The organism is Vibrio sp. 2092, from assembly GCF_033339635.1.
Classification (GTDB): Bacteria; Pseudomonadota; Gammaproteobacteria; order Enterobacterales; family Vibrionaceae; genus Vibrio; species Vibrio alginolyticus.
Map to the genome: position 1 here is coordinate 20,641 of NZ_JAWOUY010000006.1, position 23,267 is coordinate 43,907.

Sequence of the window (23,267 nt, forward strand, 5' to 3'; positions counted from 1 at the left end):
CTTTAGTGACGTGACGATCAATTGAAGGCAAGTGGTGTTCTACTGATACCACTTCGTAAACAAAACGTCAGCCATTCACCGAGGAATGTGTTTAATTGATGCTTTTCATCTTTCTGCATCAGTTGGTCATTGGGATAATCATACTTAGCTTTTATGCGAGAGAACTCTCCGCTTGAGCATACTTCGGCTACTCTCGCATCATGATAAAGCCTGACAGACATCGTCGGTAAAGGAAACACTGGCGTTTCATCACTCTGACATATCTCAACAACTGTGGTGTATTTTGTGATTTCATTCACGGTCAATTGGTAAACCATGTTCGCCGCTTGGTAGCAACGTACATCCCCAACTTCGGCAGAAGCAGGCAATAAGGCGTTCAACTTAGCGTAGTTGGTCTCATAGGTTCTCATAAGACCAGCCAAATCAACATGATATTGTTGTTTTTCAGCCAATTGTGCCATTACTCACTCTCCACCGTTTGGGATAGTCCCCATTCTGACTTTAACTCTTGATGGTGTAATTGCAGCCATTGCAACGCAATAATCGACGCACCATTTTCAAATTTTCCGTCCTTCACCCATTGATACGCCGTTTCACGACTCATGACATGAACGCGGATATCTTCATTCTCATAGTCTAAACCATGAATGCCGTGCGCTTTAGACGCATCCACTTCACCAACAAAGACGTCTAGCTTTTCCGAGCAACCACCAGCCGAAGGATAATAGGACGTAACAGGTACAACGCGCCCCACCTGAATCCCCGCTTCTTCGACAGCCTCTCGACGAATTACGGCTTCAGCAGATTCATCGCGGTCAATCATACCGGCGACAATTTCTAGCTGCCAAGGGTGTTCATGTTCCAACGCGCCAATACGAATCTGTTCAATGATTACGACCTGGTCCGTCTTTGGATCATAAGGAAGCATCGCTGCTGCGTGACCACGCTCGAACATTTCTCGTTCGACAACTCCACTCCAACCACCAGCAAATAGCCTATGCTGAAAGCGGTATTTCACCATTTTGAAAAAACCTTCAAATAAGGTTTCTTTCGAGATGACTTTTACATCTCGCGAAGTAAAATCTTGTTGTTGTTTGTCACGCTGTTGCATTCAACACCTCTCTGAGTGAATCCTGTAGTTTACTCATTGTTATTCGCTTGCTCAAAGGACTTGGCTCAACTTTTTGTATAATAGTTACAAATTAATTTAAGTCTTTGCTAAAAATTTATTGCACAAGTGGATAATTACGTGTAAAAAAGTGCAAACTTTAGAGTAAATATCGTGCAAATTGAGTTAAACTACTGAGAATTAACCAATCTATGGACCGCGGGAATAGAAAATGAAAAAATTGCTTCCACTATTTATCAGTGCAGCGCTAGGTAGCATGAGTACGTCTGCGTTCGCAGACTCTTTGGCTGAAATCTACGACTTGGCAAAACAAAATGATCCACAATTGCTCAGTGTAGCAGCACAACGTGACCAAGCTTTCGAAGCAATCACCTCAAGCCGTAGTGCTCTATTACCACAGATCAACCTTACTGCGGGTTACAATTTAACTCGTGGTGATACTGAATACGATTCAAATCTAATTAGTGACGTATCAAACGATGGCAACGCGCTAACCGCTGGCGTTAGCTTTTCACAAGCACTTTACAACCGCGCATCTTGGATCTCTCTAGATACTGCTGAGAAAAGTGCTCGCCAAGCAGACGCAACTTACGCAGCGACGCAACAGGCACTGATTCTTCGCGTGTCACAAGCGTATTTTGAAGTTCTACGCGCACAAGATAATCTTGTTTTCGTACGTGCAGAAAAAGCCGCGGTTGGCCGTCAACTTGAGCAAACTAAACAGCGTTTTGAAGTAGGTTTGTCTGCAATCACTGACGTGCATGACGCACAAGCTCAGTACGACCAAGTGCTAGCGGACGAAGTGTTGGCAGAAAACGCGCTAACTAATAGCTACGAGTCACTGCGTGAAATTACAGGCCAAGAGCACAAAGATCTCAACATTTTGGACACTGGCCGCTTCACTGCTAGCCCATCGACCGTACCAGCTGAATCGCTCATTGATGAAGCAAAAACCAAAAACCTGACCTTGCTATCATCACGTATTCTTCAAGACATTGCGCGTGACAATATTTCACTAGCAAGCTCTGGCCACCTACCAACGCTCTCTCTAGACGGTGGTTACAACTACGGTGATACTTCTCATAGCTCTCGTGACAACACGACAGACAACTTCAATATTGGTGTGAACCTTGCTGTACCGCTATACACAGGTGGTAACGTAACCTCTCAAACCAAACAAGCTGAATACGCGTACGTGGCAGCAAGCGAAGATCTTGAAGCACAGTACCGTAGCGTAGTAAAAGATGTTCGCGCACAAAACAACAACATTAACGCCTCTATCGGCGCATTACGTGCGTATGAGCAAGCGGTTATTTCTGCACGCTCTGCACTAGAAGCAACAGAAGCTGGCTTTGATGTAGGTACTCGTACTATCGTTGATGTACTGGACGCGACTCGTCGTCTATACGATGCGAACAAAAACCTATCGAACGCTCGTTACGACTACATTTTAAGTGTTCTTCAGCTACGCCAAGCAGTTGGTACGCTAAGCGAACAAGACATCTTGGACGTTGATGCAGGTTTGAAAGCGGCAAAGTAACCGCTAACTGAATACTTCAGGTCTTAATAAATAAAAAACGCCAGTTGAGTTATCAGCTGGCGTTTTTTATTACTTGTAGTTCAGAGCCTAAAAGAGTCTCTGAGCATCAAGTATCAAAAAGGCCGCACTTAGCGACCTTTATAAGTAAATAGCATTTCAATGCTAACAAACAGCAAGCTTAGCCCTTACCGCCTTTGATTGCATTAATGATTTCACTGGTCGAGCAGCCATCTTCAAAGTTCAATACACGAACTTCACCACCCGCCGCAATGACTTCTTTACCACCAGCAATCTCTTCTGGTTTGTAGTCACCGCCTTTTACTAGCAAGCTTGGTAGAACTTCTGAGATCAAACGCTGCGGCGTATCTTCACTAAATGGTACAACCCAATCCACAGCGCCCAAACCTGCCAACACCGCCATGCGGCGATCGGTTGGGTTTACCGGACGACCAGGGCCTTTAAGGCGTTTTACTGACTCATCGGTATTTACCGCAACGATTAGGCGATCGCCCAGTTCAGCAGCATGGTTTAAGTAAGACACATGGCCAGCGTGTAGAATATCAAAGCAGCCATTTGTCATAACGACTTTCTCGCCACGAGCACGTGCTTTTTTCACCGCTTCGATCAGTGCTTTTTCTGAAATCACACCGTAATCCGTGTCTTGGCTGCCATGTACCGCTTCTGCTAATTCAATCTCAGAAAGCGTTGACGTACCTAGTTTACCAACCACAACACCTGCCGCTGCGTTTGCTAGTGCGCACGCTTCTTCAAATGATTTGCCTGCGGCAACAGACGCTGCCAATACAGAGATAACCGTGTCGCCCGCACCTGTCACGTCGTACACTTCTTTCGCTTGAGTTGGAAGGTGGAAGGGTTCCTGGCCACGACGAATCAAGGTCATTCCATTTTCGCTGCGTGTCACTAAAAGCGCTTCAAATTCAAACTCTTCAACCAAAGCCAGTGCTTTCTCTACTAGCTCTTGGTCAGATTTCACTTTACCTACAACGTCTTCGAACTCTTTCATGTTTGGCGTAAGAAGTGTTGCGCCACGGTAGCGTTCAAAATCCGCACCTTTCGGGTCAATGAAAACCGGAATATTTGCTGCGCGCGCTTTTTGAATGTATGCCTGAACATGCTCTAACGAGCCTTTTGCATAGTCAGACATAATCACGGCTTTAACGTTTGGCAGTGCGGCATCCATTCGAGATAACACTGGCGCAGAATCTGTGTTTTCAAACTTGTCTTCGAAGTCGAGACGAATAAGCTGTTGTCCACGGCTCATTACGCGAAGCTTCGTAATCGTTGGGTAATCAGGCAGTGCAACGAAATCGCACTTCACATTGAGTGAGCTCAGCGTCTCCGTCAGCACTTTTGCAGGCTCATCTTCCCCAGTTAGACCAACAATGTGAGCATGGCCACCTAGTGATGCGATGTTCATCGCAACGTTCGCAGCACCACCAGGACGCTCTTCATTGTTTTCTACTTTTACAACAGGAACCGGCGCTTCAGGAGAAATGCGTCCGGTTGGGCCATACCAGTAACGATCTAGCATGACATCACCGATGATGAGCACACCAGCGCTGTTGTAATCAGGTAGAATTGGTTTCATTGTTGGTCTCCAAAAATTAAATCGAAGTGAGTTTATCACAGCCCTTATCGAGGCTAAATATATGGTCTTAACTGAACCACTGATTCCAAGCCTGTTTTACCCACTCCCTTTCGGCAACAAACTTATCTTCCACCACATCAGCGTCTAAATTAAGTAGATTTCGGCGGTGTATTTCGTTTCGCATTGTCGTGTAAGCACGTATCAACTGCATTGCTTGGTCTTCGTCCATAACATCTTGCGCAATGAGCGTTTCAAAGATGCGCACATTATCACACCAACGCGTCAATTTCGGCTTATCGTGACTATAGTTGAGCACTAGGTACTGAGCGAGAAATTCAATATCGGTAATCCCACCTACATCTTGCTTGAGCATAAAGCGGCCTGGCTTTTTCCCCCCAAGATGACCGCGCATTTTTTCTCTCATTTCGACAACGTCTTTTTTCAGTTCAGCTTGATCGCGTGCTTTGCACAACACATCATGCCGCGTATTGTGAAATGCAATTGCCAGTGGTTCATCACCATAAATCATGCGCGCGCGGACAAGTGCTTGATGTTCCCATGTCCACGCGTCTTGATGTTGGTAGTCGTCGAACGCGTCTGTTGGGCTAACCAACAAACCCGATGCACCGGACGGACGCAATCGGGTATCGACCTCGTATAAAATACCGGAAGCGGTGCGAGTGGAGAAAATATGAATGATACGCTGTGCTAAACGAAGGTAGAACTGACGACCATCAATCTCTTTTTTGCCGTCAGTGTAGACATTGACTGGGCAGTCATGCATGAAGACAATATCCAAATCGGAGTTATAGCCGAGCTCCCACCCTCCGACTTTACCATAACCAATTACAGCAAAGCCTTTGCCTTCACGATCTTTCACATGCGTTGGCTCGCCATACTTTTCAGATACTTGCAACCAAGCCTGACTGATCACCGCATCCACGATAGCTTCCGCTAAATAAGTTAAATGGTCACTCACTTTCATCACTGGCAATGCGTCAGCAATATCTGCCGCTGCAATACGCAAAATACAAATTTGCTTAAACTGACGCAACGCTTCCATTTGCTGTTCCATATCATCTTCAGGAATACGCGCCAAATAATCACGCAGCTCTGTACGGTAACTGTCTAATGGAATGGGATTGTACAGCTGCGCAGGGTCGATCAACTCATCAAGCAAGATAGGATAACGAGACAGCTGCTCTGAAATCATTGGGCTTGCGGTACACAAACGTACGAGCTGCACCAGAGCCGCTGGATGCTCATCCAATAATTCCAAGTAAGTCGTGCGAGTGCAGATATTGTGTAGCAAGTGAAGTACACGAGATAAACCAAACTGTGCATCAGGATGGGCAAAGACCGCATCAAACACTTTCGGCATCAAACGATTGAGCACTTCGCGTCCACGTGGGCCTAACGTTTTTTTGGCCAGATCGGTTTTAAAGTTGATGATGGTTTTCGCGCATGAAGCAAAGTCTTCAATCTGAATATCCTGCTGCAAGATATGCTCAAGAACATCTTGTTTGTCGGCCATATCCCATAGCTCATGAAAATGACGAGCAACGGTAGTCCCCTCGTCTTCTTCATCATCACCAATTAGTGATTCAAAAACTTGGTGAACATTTGCCATATGCTGCTGGGTTTGCTCAATCAATTGCTCCCAACAGCTCATTTTCATCGCGGTGGCGAGCTTTAAGCGTTCGGTTTCGCAATCAGGCAGCGTCTGGGTTTGCTTATCCGCCATTGCTTGCAACAAGTTTTCTAATTGACGCAAGTACTTGTATGCGGCTTCTAGATCGCTGACTTCTTGTGGAGTAAGCAATGCCAGTTCTTCAATGCCTTGCAGCGTTTCCAACAGCCCTCGATTACGCAAAGAAGGTTCTCGACCACCTCGAATCAATTGAAAAACTTGAGCGATAAATTCAATTTCTCGGATGCCACCCGCACCTAGCTTAATGTTGTTATTCAACCCTCGGCGGCGAACCTCGCTACTGATCATCGACTTCATTCGTCGCAAAGATTGAATCGCACTGAAATCAATATAACGACGAAAAACAAAAGGGCGCAGCATTTGGCGTAGCGCTTGATACTGCGGGTACATCTCACATCCCATCACCCGAGCTTTGATCATCGCGTAACGTTCCCAATCTCGCCCCTGTTCTTGGTAATAATCTTCAAGTGCGGCATAGCTCATTACCAAAGGGCCACTTTCTCCAAATGGGCGAAGTCGCATGTCGACGCGGTAGCAAAAACCATCGAAGGTTTGTTGGTCGAGCGCTTTGATGATGCGTTGACCAAGACGAGTAAAGAACTGGGCATTGGCAATGCTGCGGCGTGCGCCTTGGGTTTCGCCATTCTCTGGATACGTGAAAATTAGATCAATATCGGAAGAAAAGTTTAACTCGCCACCACCTAGTTTCCCCATGCCGATAATTAACATCGGCTGCACTTCACCGTCCTCACTTGTTGGCGTGCCCCACTCCTGACAACACACTTGATATTGCCATTGATAGGTTTCAAAAATCATCGCTTCTGCCAACTCAGATAAGTGGCTTAAAGACGTCTCTAGCGACCATGCATGCGTGAAATCCTTCCACGCAATGTACACCATTTCTCGGTTGCGAAACTGACGCAACACGCGATGACCAGACATCTCATCAGGACATTGTTCCAACAGTTCAGCAAGACGTGAGCGGTAAGACTCCTGACGACTTGGCTGCGCTAACATACTTGGCAACTCACGGGCTAGGACTTCATCGCGATGAATGGCTTCGGTTATAAATTGGCTTAAGCCCGCCACATAACGAAATTGCTGCGCAACCTCATCGGGCCAAAGGGGAAAATAACCTGCGTCTTGGGCGTTTTGTACGGCAGATTCAGCGATAGAAATCAGTGGCGAAGGCAGCTGCATTTTTCTTCCTTGTTTGAAAAGCACGGTAACTCATTCTTTATACCAGACTGAAAGCAAATAAAAACGCCCACAAAAGGTTTGTGGGCGTTTTATCAAAAGTTCGGGATCGAATATTAAACTTGGAAAGATTTGATCTTCTTGTCTAGCTCACCTGCATTATTTTGCATCATTTCAGAGGTTTCTAGCAGCTCGGTAACAACAACAACTGAGGCTTCCACCAACTCACGTACATTGGTGAGGTTTTGGCTCATCTCTTCTGCAACACTGCTTTGCTGACCAGACGCCGTCGCGATCTGGAAGTTCATGTCATTGATTTGCGTCACTTGCCCAACAATACCATCGAGCTCAGATCCAGCATTAGAAACCAGCTCGTTTCCATCTGCCGCTTCTACAACGCTTTTTTCCATGAGTTCTACCGCAGATTCAGCACTGGTTTGCAGCTGTGCGATCATCTCTTGAATTTCTACCGTCGCTTGTTGTGTGCGTTGGGCAAGGTTACGAACTTCATCTGCAACCACAGCAAAACCCCGCCCAGCCTCGCCAGCTCGCGCCGCTTCAATCGCCGCATTCAGTGCAAGCAGGTTGGTTTGCTCAGAAATGCCTTGAATCGTCCCCACAACGCTACCAATGGCTTCAACACGTTCTTCAACTTGGTTAACCGCTTGTGCCGATGAAGCGATATCCGACGAAAGTTCACTCATTTTCGCCATTGTACTTTGCAAGAACTGCTGACCAGAAATTGCTTGTGCGGAAGCTTGCTCTGTTAGAGAAGATGCCGTCTGGGCATGTTCCGCAACCGTTTGGACCGTCGACGACATTTCACTCATCGCCGTAGCAAGTTGATCAATTTCGTTAAACTCTTCTTGCGCCGATTCCTTCGTTTCCGACATGCTCAGTGTCATTACTTCGGTGAGCGTTGATAATTCATCAGACGCATTAATTTGCATTTGAATCACATCGTGCAATTGTCGACGTGTCTTTTCTAATTCACGTGCCACGTCTCCGTATTCATCTTTACAATCCATACCAAATGGAACAGAGAGGTTCTTGCTCGCCATCAGTTTGATCGCGTCGCTCAGATACTGTGTTTGACGCAACATCACTCTAGCCGCCGCTAATAAGAGCACGACAAAAACCACAATCAATAAGGCGGTTTGCCAAGCAACTTGCGTTAAATATGCTTCATAATGCTGTTGGGCAACTTGCGCGTTTTGTGTCGCCGCTAAAAGTGAGTCGTAAAAAGTGTTTGCGTCCCACAGTTGTTTTGCCACGATCAGGACAGTACTGAAGACCATCAACATGACCATTTTAGGCACCAGTCGAATGTCGGATATGACCCTTTCCCATGGCTTAAATGCCAGCTTTTCCATTGTCAGTTCTCCACCGAGTCTTATATAGTCTTTATCTATAATCTTTATATTACTTATAGTTATGTTCGCGCTTTGCGTGGTTACGCGATTTATTTTGAGCTTCGTATGAAAAACAATGATATCAAAGACAGCACACGACCGATGGGCCTGTTGTCACTAATATTGTCTTTTATGGCACTATTTGTGATCTCTGGCTTGTTGTTTTTCCCGATCGATCACGAAACCCGTCAAGTTCTTATCGGTCTGGATTTCATAATCTGTAGTATTTTTCTACTACAGCTCACCATTGATTTGATCCGGTCCACAGATCGCTGGTTATTCCTTAAACGTCATTGGATAGATTTCGTGGCGAGCATCCCATTGATAGAGCCCCTGCGCTTTGCTCGTATTTTTCATATTATGCGAGTGGTATTAGTACTGCGTTCGTCAAAGTTCATTTTGCATCAGCTCAAAGAAAACCGCCGCGAAACTACGGTCGCCTCTATACTGCTATTGATGGTTATCCTCATAACGCTCGGTTCTAGTGCAATGCTGTTTATCGAAGCGAAAAACCCAGAAGCGAATATTCGCACTGGCGCCGATGCTTTGTGGTGGGTATTTGTAACGATCTCAACGGTTGGTTACGGCGATCATTATCCTGTGACCTCCATAGGAAAGTTTTTGGCTGTCATCATCATTGTTTGCGGGGTGGGTATCTTTGGTATGATCTCGGGTCTTATCACCTCTATCCTTACTGCCCCAACGAAACAACAGACACACAGTTCAATCAATAAAGAACGTATGCTCGAGCAGCTCCTAACCCAACAAGCGCAAATACTAGAACGACTCGATTTCATGGAAAAAGAGCTACAACAACGTAAAACAGAGACAAAAAAATAGGACCATGCGGTCCTATTTTTTTGTCGTTACCACCAGAACGATCATTCACGCCAATAAGGCTGTACTTCCATACTGATCGCTCGGGTTTGATCCATTGCATGCAAAATTGAGCGCTCTTGACGGTGCAACCAGCGTTCTAACTGCTCTTTTTCTGCGTCTTCCAGCATATCAACCAACGGGAGCAAGTGGTTCAGCATTAGCAGATCATCGATACCATGCACCAGATCCGCCCATGGTAAACGGAAGCTGTTACGCTCATCCGAGTTATACAAACTCGCGAAACCAATACCAGTATAGAGGTTACGCAATAAGCGATAACGCTGATCAACGTACTCTTGCGCCGTCAAATCGCGCTCTGCTGGGAAAGCTTCCATTAGCTCAGCCCAAGTGCGATCGAGCTGAGTAACTGAAAACGGCATGATGTTACTTGCCATTTTTTCACGTGCTTTTTCATCAAGAAATGGCTGCCAACCGCGCGCCAAGATCCAGCGGCTTAGATCCAGCAGTAACCCTGTGTAACGCGCGGAATTGAGCAACCCTAGCACTTCTTCACGGCTTGGCAACTCTTGTAACTGCTGAGTCAACTCAGATACTAAGAACTTACGCGCATCCAACTTGCGCAGCACATTGCCTTTGTCATCTAAAAGCTCTTCAAGGTGTGCATGCTCATCCAACCAACTCAGTTCTTCTTCCAACCATTTAAGCTCTTGGCGCAGAATCGCGCTCGCGCGACGAGGGACAATCCCACCAAAAATAGTCAATGTTTGACGAATGAAACGAATGGCATTATTGATTTCACGCAGTGCTTCCACGCTGTCACGCTCAGCATAAATTTGCTCGTGATAATGCCAATGAGACAAAGCGTGCTCTAAAGAGTTGATCAAGCAAAATTCAACGGTATCCGTCGGACTACTGTCCACAAGTGCCAATGATTTTACTTCATCACCCGCATAACCACTTGCAAGTCGATAACCTTTCGCCGCTTTGCTCAAGTTACCCAAGCGCATACCGCCTTGCTCGCAAAAGCTGCGTGCCAGCGTGAATAAAGCTTCGGTTTGGCCTGACTTAAGTTCCAGTTCAACTTCGCAAATCGGCTCTTGCTTCTCTTCTTCGTCTTCACCTTTGGCTACAACTAAGCCTTGGTCAAAGGCAACTTCAATCTGACTGCCATCGGGCATGCCAATCAGCCATTGTTCACGTGTGAAGTTGGTCGAGAATAATGGCATAAGCTCGGATTGCAGCGTTTCTGCATCTTTACCTGGAGGCCAAATATCTAGAGGATGAAGCGACAGATTAGGCTCGTCGCTAGTGTGCTCAGCATTGTATTCTGGTCTTTGATGTAAGCCTGCGACGACGCGTCCTGCTGTCTTTACGGTTTGGACGAATACATCATCAAAACGGCGAATTCTTAAACCAATGTCGTGCTTTCGAAGCCATTTATCGGCAGTATCAAAATAGGTGTTACCCAAGTCACGACAACTATGCTGAAGTACTTTTGTCTCAGAAATTTTTTCTTTTAAAGTTTCTGAAAATTCAGGAGAAACAAAAAACTTCAGTTCTATTTCGGTTTCCATAGCTATACCTTTCAAAGCAGATAGAAACAGGATATTGCGTAATTTCTCACACGGCAAGAGAGAAATATCGCCGGAATGATGATCTAAAACAGTTTTAATGAGCGATTTAATGCGTTACCATGCGCGCCTTTATAGCCATCGTTCAACATTTCGCCAAGCACTCAGAAATGGTGTATGTTTTTTTAAGGTTATAGTTATTAGGTTGAATGACCATGCCAGTAAATACAATTATGGGGTTATTTGCAAAGTCCCCAATTAAGCCTTTGCAACGCCACGTTGTGTGTGTCAACGAATGTTGTTCACACTTGGTGAAATTCTTTGAAGTATCTTCAAAGGGTGATTGGGAAAAAGCAGCAGAAATCCGTGCACAAATTTCTCACCTAGAGAAAGAGGCGGATGTGCTGAAACGTGAAATCCGTCTAAAACTGCCTCGCGGTTTGTTCATGCCAGTCGACCGTACTGACATGCTTGAGCTTTTGACTCAACAGGACAAACTTGCAAACCTGGCAAAAGACATTGCTGGCCGTGTATATGGTCGTCAACTTGTCATCCCTGAGGCTCTCCAACCAAACTTCCTCGCTTACGTTCAACGTTGTCTTGATGCTGCCGATCAGGCGCAAAAGGTAATCAATGAACTTGATGAATTGCTAGAAACCGGCTTCAAAGGCCGTGAAGTGACGCTCGTCGCTGAAATGATTCATCAATTAGACGTTATCGAAGATGATACCGATGCCATGCAGATTGAACTTCGCCAACAGTTGATGGTGATTGAAGCTGACATGAACCCTATCGATGTCATGTTCCTATACAAGATTCTTGAATGGGTAGGTGGTATTGCCGACCAAGCGCAGCGCGTAGGTGCTCGTTTGGAAGTCATGCTATCTCGATCTTAAAACATAAAGTTAACGACATAACGAAGAGCATAATTAACACGTGTCATAGGGACGATGACTATTTTCATCGTCTTATGGTTTGGCGCGCGTAAAATTTTGTTCCGCTTGTTATAAAACAACTAGGTATTACGATGGATATCCTTGCGAACTACGGCACTGTCCTGATTATTGTTGCAGCGATTTTTGGTTTCATGATGGCGATTGGTATTGGCGCGAACGACGTTGCTAATGCGATGGGTACATCTGTAGGTTCAAAAGCGCTAACTGTAAAACAAGCTATCATCATTGCGATGATCTTCGAATTTGCAGGTGCTTACCTTGCAGGCGGTGAAGTAACCGACACTATCCGTAAAGGTGTAATCGAAACTTCTTTATTTGCTAGTCAACCAGATGTTCTTGTCTACGGCATGATGTCTGCGCTTTTAGCAGCAGGTACATGGCTGCTTCTTGCTTCTTACATGGGCTGGCCAGTATCAACGACTCACTCAATCATCGGTGCAATCATTGGTTTTGCATGCGTATCAGTAGGTACTGAAGCGGTTGACTGGGGCAGCGTTCAAGGCATTGTTGGTAGCTGGATTATTACGCCAGTGATTTCAGGTTTCTTTGCTTACGTTATCTTTGTCAGCGCACAGCGCCTGATTTTTGATACTGAGAACCCTCTGTTTAACGCGAAACGTTTTGTACCTGTTTACATGTTCATCACAACAATGGTGATTGCACTTGTAACCATCAAAAAAGGTCTAAAACACGTTGGTCTTCACCTGACCAATGGTGAAGCCTGGATGTGGGCAGCAGCAGTTTCAGCACTTGTGATGATTGGCGGCTACGTATACATCCAGAAAAAATTCGCTAATCGCGAAGAAGACCGCAGCTTTTCTGGCGTGGAAGGTATCTTCAGCGTTCTGATGGTTATCACCGCTTGTGCGATGGCATTTGCACACGGTTCAAACGACGTTGCAAACGCCATTGGTCCACTGTCTGCTGTCGTATCGACTGTTGAACACATGGGCGAAATCAGCACGAAAAGCACCATCGCTTGGTGGATTCTACCTCTTGGTGGTATTGGTATCGTGGTCGGTCTTGCAACACTAGGTCACAAAGTAATGGCAACCGTTGGTACAGGCATCACTGAGCTAACGCCTAGCCGCGGTTTTGCAGCACAGCTAGCAACAGCATGTACGGTAGTTCTAGCGTCTGGTACAGGCCTGCCAATTTCAACCACTCAAACATTGGTTGGTGCGGTTCTCGGTGTTGGCTTTGCTCGTGGTATCGCAGCACTGAACCTAGGCGTAGTTCGTAACATCGTGGCATCATGGATCGTTACACTACCAGCGGGTGCGTTATTGGCCGTAGTATTCTTCTACGGACTTCAAGCGATGTTCGCTTAAGACACTCGTCAATAGAATGTAAGCGCTTTGTCATTATTGACTCAAACGCACAGAAAGGGAGGCTTTGCCTCCCTTCTTTGTTGCACCGAAGTTTGAAACTGCATACTATTCGTCTATTTCCGGCTCCAATCATTCGGTGCCAACGCTGTCTCCAAGAAAAATCGTTAAGGGATTTACTGTGAAAAAACTAATCATCACGGTTTTGTTTACTTTGCTAGCAGCGCCAGCGGCCCTAGCAGCAGACCGTTATATTTCTGATGACCTCTTCACTTTTATGCACTCAGGTCCAAATAACACCTACCGTATTATTGGTAGTGTTAACGCCGGTTCTAAAGTACAACTGATTAAAACCAACCGAGATACTGGCTACACGCAAGTTCGTGATGACCGTGGTCGCACTGGTTGGGTACAAAGCAAGTTTGTGACAAACCAAGAGAGCATGGCAATTCGCCTTCCTCGCATTGAGAAAGAGCTAGCCGAAGTAAAAGAGCAGCTTGCTAATGCTCGTCAAACTTCTGATGCAGAGAAAGCAGGTCTTGTTACCTCTCTCGAAACACGTAACCAACAAATTTCAGATCTAGAAAATAAATACTCTGAGATCAGTGATCAGCTTACTTCTGTTGAAACAGAAAACCGCGAGCTACGCGCAAAGCTGGATACACAAAAAGATGACATGCTGCTTAAGTACTTCACTTATGGCGGCGGTGTTGCAGGTTTAGGTTTACTATTTGGTTTGATTCTTCCGCATGTCATGCCTCGTAGAAAGCGCTCTCCTGCGGGTTGGGCATAAACCCTTACGCTTTTATCTTTAAAAAGAACGCAAAAGCCAGTCGATATTGACTGGCTTTTTAGTTTGCTTCGTTTGATAGAAGTGAGTACTACTCCCCCATTGAACTAGAGGCTCGACGACGATCCGTTGCGCCATAAAGCTTGCCATCTTTTAGCTCAATTGCATTCAAACCGCTTACCACTGGAATAACGTGCACTGGGTAGCCAAGCTCCATAAACTCAGGCACCAACATTTCTGCGAACGTTTTCTTTTCCACCAGCAAACCAGTCGGGTCATAAGACTTGGTGCGGTCTATCTTAGTGCCATACTGGATGTTTGGTAAGTCAATAGCCTCTTGCGCTGATAAATTCCAATCCAGCACCCCAACCACGGTTTTGAGTACATACCCCGGGATTTGTGAACTACCTGGTGACCCAACCACCAAACGCAAGTTATCATCACTGTCCATCACCATTAATGGCGTAATAGCCGAACGTGGACGCTTGCCCGCTTCAATTGAGTTTTGCGTAGGCTTGCCGTTAACCGTTGGCTGAGGTGAGAAGTTAGCCATCTGCGCATTCAAGATAACGCCATCGACCATCACACCCGAGCCCATACCCGTTCCTACCGTGCTGGTCATCGCAATTGCATTTCCATCTCTATCGACGATAGAAATATGCCCTGTATCTTTGCTCTCGAAGCCTTGATATTGCGCATACTGAGTTTGCGTTATCTGTCCTGCTTTTGGATCCTCTTTTAAAGTGCCATTATCAGGGATTAAATCACGTCTCTGATCTAGATAGGCTTTAGACAACAACTGTTCAACTGGCGTTTCCACATAATCCGGATCTCCGGCATACGCAATACGATCGGCTTTTGCAATTCGCATCGCTTCAGTCATGAGACGCCAAGGTTCCACATCCGTTTTCGCCATATGGGCAATGTCATAGGGTGCGAGCAGTTCAAGACTCTGAGCGACCATCACACCGCCCGAAGCTGGGTAACCAAAAGAGACGATTTTATTCCCACGGTAGTCGCTCTCAATGATGTCACGCTGCTTCACTTGGTAATGTTTAAAATCTTCTAAAGACAACTTCTCGTGTTGGTCATCAATACGACTATTAACCGTCTCTACGATGTGCTGACCAAGCTCACCACCATAAAGGTAACGATCGCCTTGTTGCGCGATCTTCCTCAGCGTCTCAGCCATCTTAGGGTTCTTCATCAAGGTTCCCGTCGGCTTAATATCGTCCGCTTGCCAATACAAGGCTTTCACTTCCGGATCTTGCTCAAGTCGGCTTTGCTCTCTTACTACGATGTCGTAGGTGTAGCTGTTCATCGCGTACCCATTGCTCGCCAATGTAATCGCCGGCTTAATCAGCTCTGCCCATGGCAACTTGCCGTATTGTTCATGAGTGGTGTAAAGCAACCGCAATGTGCCCGGAACCGCAACAGAACGAGGGCCTAATATTTCGTTGCGACTGAGTACTTCCCCATTCTCAACAAACATTTCAGGGTTCGCGCTAGAGGGCGCTTCATCTCGACCATCAAGGGCCAGAAATTTTTTCTCGTCATGTTGATAAAACAGCGCGAAAGTCCCGCCGCCAATTCCGGTCATATCTGGCTCAACGACAGACATCACCATCTGCATCGCGACCATAGCATCAACAGCGTTACCGCCTTCTTTCAATATTGAGTAACCGGTACTGCTCACGTAAGGATTCGTCGCACTGACCATGAAATCTTGCCCGCGACTATCTGGTGTAACTGGGAATGGGTCTGGCTTTGCTGCATAGCTTGTCGATGCAACAATGCTTAAAGAAAAAATCAGAATACGCATGTGTCTCTGTTTAGGCTCCTATTATGTGATGGGGTCTAACGTGGACCAAGTCATTACTCCGAAGTTCGTGAAGATGGTGTCTTTTTACACAACGCTGACTGGAATCGCGCTATCAATAGATGAATGATATTGGTGCTATTTAAACGACTGAGAAAAGCTATATTTTGCTTGTTTGAGTATCTAAAAATCATCACCAGAATAGATGCAAAAGATGCTCTGAAAAATAAAAAGCCAGCGATATGATTTCGCTGGCTTGATGTGTTTCTACAAGAGTTACCCTTTCCACTCATACAACGCTGGTATACGAATTTGCTCACCTTGGAACTCAACAATCACAGCTTGCGGTTGTATTTCTCTTAGAGTGACCTGATCATCAACGACATCCCCTTGATGATACTCAACATTGTTAATTTTCACCCAACGGCGATTTTCATCACTAGCGTACATATGGGTTTGCAAATTAAGCGCAGGTAGACGCCCTTGCCACTGGTGAGCGTTGCGCTCTAAATCGTTCACGCGTGCCGTTTGTGATGACGAATTGTCATCATCTCGGGATAAGGCATTTTCGACCTTCCTAGCTAAATCAGGAGATAATGAGGATAAATCCAGATCATCCAAAGACAACCCGAGGTCCTCTTCAGCAGCAGAAGTCGTTTGGGTTGATGCTGAGTTGCGTGTTTCATCTCTGCTTGGTGTATGGCTCGTGTATTCATCGGGGGTGGTAAATGTACCAAAATCACGCGATAGCTCTGCACTTGGCCACTCTCTTGGCAATTGGGCCAACTGGGTGTTCTCTGGATAGTCTAATACTTTGAAAGGTGATACCACTTCGACCTTTTCTATCGGGGACGTTGTATCTACTTCAACACTCGGTGCAAAGAGATCTAAGTACCAAGCGACTCCAATAGCAGAAGCAGTGATTGGCAGCAAGAACAGACCTATATGTTTCACAGCTGACATTATGCGTCCTCCTTCTCGATTCTCGCCAGTTGAGGCGCATCTGGCTGAACATTTTGCTGAAGTCGGTCTAGCGTTCGCTTACCTGCAATACCATCGACACCAATTCCTTGCCAGCGTTGAAATAACTCGACTCGCTCTTTCATCGCACCATCAAAAATAGACGTTTCAAGCAGTGGCTCACTCACCGCTTCTGCTAATAATCGGTCTAATACTTCAATCGCAGGGCCTTCCATGTCTAAACGTAATGTTTCATTCAGCGGAGCATGCCACAGTTCGATAATATTGCCCTGCCACAACGGCTTTAGCCACGAAACTGGCAGACGGAGACGCTGCTTACCATTGAGCACTTCAGCTTGATCATTACCGACGGCATATAGAATGACATACCCAACATCACCTTGATAATTCAACTCCAAGATCACAGGGCGATTTTGTTGCATCAACAGCGGCCAAGTCGCCATTTTTCGCTCACAACGCATAGTCGACTGCGGTTCTGACAAACAAAGATTATCGCGAACCGATGCTTGATATCCCCACAAACGATACAAATCATTTACAGCGAGGTTCGACTGTTTTTGTGTTAACAATAAATCACGCTGCTCATCCGTTAACTGTTGGCTGACGACGGTTGGTGTTGGCTCTACTCTTGGCTCCGTCACTTGTGTCAACACTGACGTCGCTTGAGCTGGCATATAATTCACGACCGCCCACCCCGTACTTAATGCAGCAATAAGGCCTACCGTGACAGAGCCCCAAGCAGGCCAACGGAAAGTCCGGCGCTCTTTTTTATCTTGCTGATAAATATCTGCCTGAAACTGCATCACCTCTTCACAGGCCTGCTGAACGGTTTGCTTATCCACAACCACATTACCCTGGTGATAACTAATGTTGAGGGATTTGTCACAGATAAGGTTGATGAGCCGCGGTATACCGTGACTGTATTTGGCTATAAGTTTACAAGAAGCACGATTAAACAGTTGCTGGTCGCCACCTGCTGTATGTAGTCGAAATGCGATGTAATCTTCTGTCTCTTTTTCATCCAACGGCAACAGGTGATAACGCCCGGTAATACGCTGGGCAAGTTGGCGTAGTTGTGTTGTTTGTAATAACCGCTGCAATTCAGGCTGCCCGACCAACAACACTTTGAGCAATTTTCTGGTATCGGTTTCCAAGTTGGTCAACAAGCGCAACTGCTCTAGAACGTCGGCAGCAAGGTGTTGAGCCTCATCAATGACCAGCAATGTCTGCCAGCCTGAACGATAATTACGCAGCAAATATTGATGGATAACCTGGTTTAGCTGTTTGAGGTTTGCATCTGGCGGATAGGTGATTTTGAACTCATCGCAAATGGCTTCGAGCAAGTCTCTACTCGAAAACGTGGGATTGAGAATAAGACCCGCTTTGGTGTTATCACCCAAATTCGCCAGCATCGCTTTTGCGACGGTCGTTTTGCCTGTACCTACTTCGCCAGTAAGCATAGCAAAGCCACCGCCATCGCCTAGCCCAGCTTGGAGATGTGTGATTGCCTCTTTGTGACGTTGGCTTAAATACAAATAACGTGAGTTTGGAACAATCGAAAATGGTTGTTCGACAAACCCAAAAAAGTCCTTATACATTAGGCTCTCCAGCTAAAAAACCACCTGGGAATAGTCAGACATGGTATAAACGCTCTTCTTCTATTCTTAGGAGTAAAGAAAAGTACCATTGCTTGCTACAATGTCCAACGGCATATCCATAAATTAAGAGGTAATTCGTGCAAGTTTATTTAGTAGGTGGCGCAGTTCGAGATAAATTGCTCGGAATTGATAGTTATGACAACGACTGGGTGGTCGTAGGCGCGACGCCTGAGATGATGCTGTCCCAAGGATACACCGCCGTTGGTAAAGACTTTCCTGTATTTCTGCATCCCAAAAGTAAAGAAGAATATGCCCTTGCACGAACAGAGAGAAAGTCAGGTTCTGGTTACACTGGTTTTGAATGTTTCTTCGATCAAAACGTCACCTTAGAAGAAGATTTGATACGTCGTGATTTAACCATTAACGCGATGGCAATGGAGAGTGATGGCACGATCCATGACCCATATGGTGGCCAGCAAGATCTCAACGATAAACTGCTACGCCATGTATCAGACGCCTTTATTGAAGACCCTCTACGCGTTTTACGTGTCGCTCGCTTCGCAGCGAAGCTTGCTGATCTAAACTTTACGGTTGCCGACGAAACCATGCGGTTAATGCGTCACATGGCAGAGTCCGGAGAGCTGAGCACACTGACTCCCGAGCGTGTTTGGCAAGAATGGCATAAATCTCTCTCTACTCCTCGCCCTGATATTTTCTTATCGGTTCTACGAGACTGTGGTGCATTAACCGTGGTGTTACCTGAAATTGATGCACTATTTGGCGTACCTCAACCTGAGAAGTGGCATCCAGAAATCGATACTGGCATCCATACTTTGATGGTGGCAGAGCAAGCCGCAAAATTGAGTAACTCACTCCCCGTCAGGTTTGCCGCCCAAGTGCATGACTTGGGTAAGGGCGTGACGCCAGAGAGCGAATGGCCAAGCCACAAAATGCATTGCCATACAGGATTAAAACTGATCAAAAAGCTGTGCGAACGTGTCCGGGTACCAAATGAGTTTCGTGATTTAGCCTTGATGGTGTGCGAACAGCACTCCAATATTCATCGCGCGGCTGAACTTAAACCACAAACCATAATTAAAATACTCAATAAGCTTGATGGGTGGCGTAAGTCCGAACGTCTGCAAGATATCTTGCTTTGCTGCCAAGCGGATCACGCTGGTCGTAAAGGACTGGAAACGCAACCATATCCACAGGCGGATATTTTTAGGCAAGCCTACCAAGCAGCAGCGGCAGTTGACGTTCAAACCATAATCAAAGAGGGCTTTAAAGGCCCTGCGATTCGTGACGAGCAAGAAAAGCGACGTATTGAAGCAGTGAAAGCAGTACTTAAGAAGTAACGAACAAACAAAAACGCCCGCGGATTTCGCGGGCGTTTTTCGTTAGCATCAATTATGCACTTAATAGAAAAGCGAACAAACCGACGCCCAAAATGAGACGGTAAATCACAAACGGTGTCATGCCCATGCGTGAAATCATCTTCAAGAAGAAGTGGATACAGATGTACGCACTGATAAACGATGTGATAATGCCAGTAAGTAAGAAACCAACATGGACAGGTTCACCACTGGTCACTAACTTCATGCCTAAGTAGCTACCAGCTAATGTAATGATTGGGATCGACATTAAAAACGAAAATCGGGCAGCCGCTTCTCGAGTAAAGCCAAGGTAAAGCGCTGCTGTGATGGTCGCCCCTGAACGTGAAGTTCCAGGAATCATCGCTAAGGCTTGAGCAATACCGATAAATACAGCTTTCTTCCAACCCGTTTGGTATTCATCGGCAACGAGTTTAGCGTTTTTGTCTACCCACCATAGCAACAAGCCAAATACGATCGTGGTAGTCGCGATGACGTAAGCGCTACGTAGATACACTTCAATGATGTCTTTCATCAATAGACCGAACACACAAGCTGGAATCGTCGCAATCACGATCATCCAAGCCAATTTAGCTTCTTTACTGCGATCTCCTTTAAAGATCGAAGCAAATAACGCTTGAAACAAAGTGATTACTTCATGACGAAAATAGATCACGACAGCCATTAATGTACCGACGTGAACAGCAACATCAAAGGCCAGACCTTGGTCTTCCCATCCTAAAATAGCGGAAGGCAGGATCAAATGGGCAGAGCTTGAGATAGGCAAAAACTCTGTCAGCCCCTGAATCAGAGCCAAAATAAAGGCTTCAAAATAACTCATGTAAACAACTCAAATTAAAAATGAAAGGAAACGGGTTTGAGCGAATCGACTGGCTGCATAGCATGCCAAATGTCTGCGACTGTGCGTCCATCGCCTGGGATCACTAATTGCGGTTCGAGATCATACAGCGGCTTTGTGACAAAAGGATATTTGTAGATATCACTGCGAGGTAGCTCAGGTTTTTTCTTGGAGACGCGCTCACCGAACAACACTATATCGAGATCCAGTGTTCGATCCTGATACTTTTGCGCGTTTTCTTCGCGTCCCCACTTAAATTCAATCTCGCGTAGTTGATGGCTCAACTCTTCTAATGACAACTCGGTACGCATTGCAACGACAAAGTTGTAGAAATTCTTGCTGCTAAAACCAATAGGTTCACATTCATATATCGGTGATACGAGGAGATTTTCTCCAAGCCGTTGCAGCTCCTGATACGCAGCAAGCACATGTTGCTCTCTTTCTACGTTCGTCCCAACACCGATATAGGTGGTGATCATGCTCGGCCTCGCTCAATCACCACACCAACAGCACGTGCTTGTGGCACGGCGCCAGGTTTCGCTAGGCGGATTTTCACCCAAGGCACAGAGAAACGCTGCATGATAAGCTCTGCTACTTCTTCAGCCACGCGCTCGACCAATAAGAAACGACCATTTTCAATGTGGTTAAGTACCGCCTCACTCACCTGCGAATAATCCAGTGCATCTTGCACATCATCACTTTTGCCCGCAGGTTTATTATCGTGTGCCATTTCAATATCTAGAACCAACTTTTGTTTGATTTGTTGTTCCCAGTCGTACACGCCAATGGTGGTGATTACTTCCAACTGTTCAATAAAAACTTTATCCAGAGCCATCTTATGTCCTTCTATTACAGAGGTCGGATACCCGTGAGGGGTAATTTGATCGTAGTATTCTATACCTAAGTAACATTTACTTTGGTCATCACAATGTTACTTAGGTATAAACTGCGAAAGCATCTTTATATACAAGAAATCACATAATGCAAGCTCTATCACAGTGAGGATTTCTGCATTATGTAAATTCGGGGTATGATAGCAACTACGCGGGAACCGAGCATTAAATTCCAATCCATCAAGGACTTCTATGGACGCACTGGCACTGATAATGACAATGGCCGCCTATTTATTAGGTTCGGTTTCCAGTGCGGTTTTGATCTGTCGACTCTTAAAACTGCCAGACCCACGCAGTGTGGGATCTAACAATCCTGGAGCAACGAACGTATTGCGTATTGGCGGACGAGGAGCCGCTGTTTCAGTCTTGTTGTGCGATATGCTCAAAGGCACTATCCCCGTGTGGGGCGGATACTTTCTTGGTATCGACCCTATCATTCTTGGCGTCATCGCCATTGCTGCCTGTCTTGGCCACATGTACCCCATCTTTTTCCACTTTAAAGGCGGAAAAGGTGTCGCAACCGCGCTTGGCGCTATCGCTCCGATTGGTTTGGACTTAACTGGATTGGTAATGTTAACTTGGCTGTCAGTAGCCGCGCTATTCCGCTATTCATCCTTAGCGGCTCTCGTCACGGTTTTGGTCACTCCGTTTTATACTTGGATGTTTAAACCGCAATACACGTTACCTGTTGCTATGCTGTGCTGCTTAATCGTATTTAAGCATCATCAAAATATTCGGCGGCTTTTATCTGGCGACGAGCCAAAAATCGGCGAGAAAAAACTGACACAAAAAAACTCGGCTTAATGCCGAGCTTTTCGTTTAAAGAAGGATGCATTGGTTACGCATGAACTCGATTCAGGAAGTTCAACAACATCTGGTTGACGAACTCAGGTTGTTCTAAACAACTGATATGTCCCGCTTGGGGAATCTCCACCAACTCACTGCCTGTGATACAGTCTTTCATTAAATAAGATTCAAAAACTGGACGTGGTTTATCTTCACAGCCCACTGCAATTAACGTCGGCAGAGCAAATTTTTCCGAATCCTCAATCACATCCCGGCGACCAAACACCATACGCCCTATGCGAGCGACTTCCACCGCACGCTCACCGTTCAGCTCTTCTAAACTGCGTTTGAATGAAGCGACAAGTTCAGGGTTATCCTGATTGACGTTGTTGGCAAAGAACAGCGGCACAACGGCTTCAATAATTGGCGCAGGCACTGCTTGGACTTGGCTGATGGTATCAAGCATTGCAAAATACTTCTTATACGTAACTTCTGGCTCCCAGCCAATGAAGGTATCCATCAATACCAGTGACTTAACACGTTGCGGCGCTTGAGCCGTTAGCTCTGCTCCCCACATGCCGCCAACAGATAAGCCCACTATCGAGAACTCTTCGATATCTAAATGATCCATCAATGCCAACATATGCTGTGCATAGTCGGCCAATGACTGTGTCGATGCAGGTGCAGCGTCCGATTCACCATGTGCCCAAAGATCTGGCACAATACAACGGAATGACTGGCTTAAAACCTCAACTTGTGGCGCCCACATTTGGCTATCCCAAAGGTAACTATGACCAAATAGAAGCACAGGGCCCTCACCTTTATCTAGATAAGCAAGTTGCTGACCTTCAATTTCAAACTTATTCATTGTTATA

20 protein-coding genes are annotated in these 23,267 nt (G+C 45.9%); 7 read left to right on the plus strand and 13 right to left on the minus strand.

Features of this window, described 5'->3' with window-relative positions:
* Nucleotides 1–17: 17 nt before the first annotated feature.
* Complete coding sequence (locus R7P80_RS12100) at nt 18–461, minus strand: DUF1249 family protein (protein WP_017633603.1); 444 nt, start codon at nt 459–461, stop codon at nt 18–20.
* Nucleotides 461–1,111, minus strand: a complete 651-nt coding sequence (nudF, locus tag R7P80_RS12105) for an ADP-ribose diphosphatase (RefSeq protein WP_017633602.1) — start codon at nt 1,109–1,111, stop codon at nt 461–463. The genes R7P80_RS12100 and nudF overlap by 1 nt, the downstream gene beginning before the upstream one ends.
* A 229-nt stretch (nt 1,112–1,340) precedes the next feature.
* On the opposite strand from nudF, the gene tolC reads away from it, so the two are divergent.
* Complete coding sequence (gene tolC / locus R7P80_RS12110) at nt 1,341–2,669, plus strand: outer membrane channel protein TolC (protein ID WP_005379884.1); 1,329 nt, start codon at nt 1,341–1,343, stop codon at nt 2,667–2,669.
* A 178-nt stretch (nt 2,670–2,847) separates the two neighbouring features.
* Here the strand turns inward: tolC and hldE are convergent, their stop codons facing one another.
* The 3 genes from hldE to R7P80_RS12125 all read right to left on the minus strand — a co-directional run bounded on the left by hldE (nt 2,848) and on the right by R7P80_RS12125 (nt 8,559).
* The gene (gene hldE / locus R7P80_RS12115; RefSeq protein WP_017633601.1) at nt 2,848–4,278 is read right to left on the minus strand and encodes a bifunctional D-glycero-beta-D-manno-heptose-7-phosphate kinase/D-glycero-beta-D-manno-heptose 1-phosphate adenylyltransferase HldE; all 1,431 of its coding nucleotides are present in this window, start codon (nt 4,276–4,278) and stop codon (nt 2,848–2,850) included.
* Between the two features lie 67 nt (nt 4,279–4,345).
* Complete coding sequence (glnE, locus tag R7P80_RS12120) at nt 4,346–7,189, minus strand: bifunctional [glutamate--ammonia ligase]-adenylyl-L-tyrosine phosphorylase/[glutamate--ammonia-ligase] adenylyltransferase (protein WP_225492245.1); 2,844 nt, start codon at nt 7,187–7,189, stop codon at nt 4,346–4,348.
* Between the two features lie 113 nt (nt 7,190–7,302).
* Nucleotides 7,303–8,559 carry a methyl-accepting chemotaxis protein gene (locus R7P80_RS12125; RefSeq protein WP_005379890.1) on the minus strand — a complete coding sequence of 419 codons (1,257 nt, stop codon included), beginning with the start codon at nt 8,557–8,559 and terminating at the stop codon, nt 7,303–7,305.
* A gap of 105 nt (nt 8,560–8,664) precedes the next feature.
* Here R7P80_RS12125 and R7P80_RS12130 point away from each other — a divergent pair, with 105 nt between their 5' ends.
* Nucleotides 8,665–9,438 (plus strand): potassium channel family protein, encoded by a 774-nt coding sequence (locus R7P80_RS12130; RefSeq protein WP_025768395.1) that lies wholly within the window; start codon nt 8,665–8,667, stop codon nt 9,436–9,438.
* A gap of 41 nt (nt 9,439–9,479) precedes the next feature.
* Here the strand turns inward: R7P80_RS12130 and R7P80_RS12135 are convergent, their stop codons facing one another.
* Nucleotides 9,480–11,012 (minus strand): inorganic triphosphatase, encoded by a 1,533-nt coding sequence (locus tag R7P80_RS12135; RefSeq protein WP_158159554.1) that lies wholly within the window; start codon nt 11,010–11,012, stop codon nt 9,480–9,482.
* A gap of 212 nt (nt 11,013–11,224) precedes the next feature.
* Here R7P80_RS12135 and R7P80_RS12140 point away from each other — a divergent pair, with 212 nt between their 5' ends.
* The 3 genes from R7P80_RS12140 to R7P80_RS12150 all read left to right on the plus strand — a co-directional run bounded on the left by R7P80_RS12140 (nt 11,225) and on the right by R7P80_RS12150 (nt 14,086).
* A complete protein-coding gene (locus R7P80_RS12140) occupies nt 11,225–11,905 on the plus strand; it encodes a TIGR00153 family protein (RefSeq protein ID WP_005379896.1) in 681 nt (226 codons plus the stop codon).
* 131 nt (nt 11,906–12,036) lie between these two features.
* On the plus strand, nt 12,037–13,296 hold the full coding sequence (locus R7P80_RS12145; protein WP_005379898.1) for an inorganic phosphate transporter: 1,260 nt from the start codon (nt 12,037–12,039) through the stop codon (nt 13,294–13,296).
* Between the two features lie 178 nt (nt 13,297–13,474).
* A complete protein-coding gene (locus R7P80_RS12150; protein WP_005379900.1) occupies nt 13,475–14,086 on the plus strand; it encodes a TIGR04211 family SH3 domain-containing protein in 612 nt (203 codons plus the stop codon).
* An 88-nt stretch (nt 14,087–14,174) separates the two neighbouring features.
* On the opposite strand, the gene ggt is transcribed toward R7P80_RS12150, so the two are convergent.
* The 3 genes from ggt to R7P80_RS12165 all read right to left on the minus strand — a co-directional run bounded on the left by ggt (nt 14,175) and on the right by R7P80_RS12165 (nt 18,481).
* Entirely contained in the window at nt 14,175–15,905 is a 1,731-nt protein-coding gene (gene ggt / locus R7P80_RS12155; protein ID WP_225492244.1) for a gamma-glutamyltransferase, read from the minus strand.
* A 273-nt stretch (nt 15,906–16,178) separates the two neighbouring features.
* The gene (locus tag R7P80_RS12160; protein ID WP_005387437.1) at nt 16,179–16,865 is read right to left on the minus strand and encodes a general secretion pathway protein GspB; all 687 of its coding nucleotides are present in this window, start codon (nt 16,863–16,865) and stop codon (nt 16,179–16,181) included.
* Nucleotides 16,865–18,481: an ExeA family protein gene (locus R7P80_RS12165; RefSeq protein ID WP_033906082.1), complete on the minus strand. Its 1,617-nt coding sequence runs from the start codon at nt 18,479–18,481 to the stop codon at nt 16,865–16,867. The genes R7P80_RS12160 and R7P80_RS12165 overlap by 1 nt, the downstream gene beginning before the upstream one ends.
* A 137-nt stretch (nt 18,482–18,618) precedes the next feature.
* Here R7P80_RS12165 and R7P80_RS12170 point away from each other — a divergent pair, with 137 nt between their 5' ends.
* Complete coding sequence (locus R7P80_RS12170) at nt 18,619–19,839, plus strand: multifunctional CCA addition/repair protein (protein ID WP_064353610.1); 1,221 nt, start codon at nt 18,619–18,621, stop codon at nt 19,837–19,839.
* Between the two features lie 52 nt (nt 19,840–19,891).
* Here the strand turns inward: R7P80_RS12170 and R7P80_RS12175 are convergent, their stop codons facing one another.
* Genes R7P80_RS12175 through folB form a run of 3 tightly spaced genes read right to left on the minus strand, consistent with a single transcriptional unit; the run spans nt 19,892 to nt 21,548 of the window.
* Nucleotides 19,892–20,695: an undecaprenyl-diphosphate phosphatase gene (locus R7P80_RS12175; protein WP_017636143.1), complete on the minus strand. Its 804-nt coding sequence runs from the start codon at nt 20,693–20,695 to the stop codon at nt 19,892–19,894.
* Between the two features lie 14 nt (nt 20,696–20,709).
* Nucleotides 20,710–21,192 carry a 2-amino-4-hydroxy-6-hydroxymethyldihydropteridine diphosphokinase gene (folK, locus tag R7P80_RS12180; protein WP_005387457.1) on the minus strand — a complete coding sequence of 161 codons (483 nt, stop codon included), beginning with the start codon at nt 21,190–21,192 and terminating at the stop codon, nt 20,710–20,712.
* Nucleotides 21,189–21,548, minus strand: coding sequence for a bifunctional dihydroneopterin aldolase/7,8-dihydroneopterin epimerase (gene folB / locus R7P80_RS12185; RefSeq protein WP_005387458.1), 360 nt, complete (start codon nt 21,546–21,548; stop codon nt 21,189–21,191). The genes folK and folB overlap by 4 nt, the downstream gene beginning before the upstream one ends.
* Before the next feature lie 250 nt (nt 21,549–21,798).
* On the opposite strand from folB, the gene plsY reads away from it, so the two are divergent.
* Nucleotides 21,799–22,410, plus strand: coding sequence for a glycerol-3-phosphate 1-O-acyltransferase PlsY (gene plsY, locus R7P80_RS12190; protein WP_005379857.1), 612 nt, complete (start codon nt 21,799–21,801; stop codon nt 22,408–22,410).
* A 34-nt stretch (nt 22,411–22,444) separates the two neighbouring features.
* On the opposite strand, the gene R7P80_RS12195 is transcribed toward plsY, so the two are convergent.
* Nucleotides 22,445–23,260 (minus strand): alpha/beta fold hydrolase, encoded by an 816-nt coding sequence (locus tag R7P80_RS12195; RefSeq protein ID WP_017635973.1) that lies wholly within the window; start codon nt 23,258–23,260, stop codon nt 22,445–22,447.
* Between the last annotated feature and the right edge of the window lie 7 nt (nt 23,261–23,267).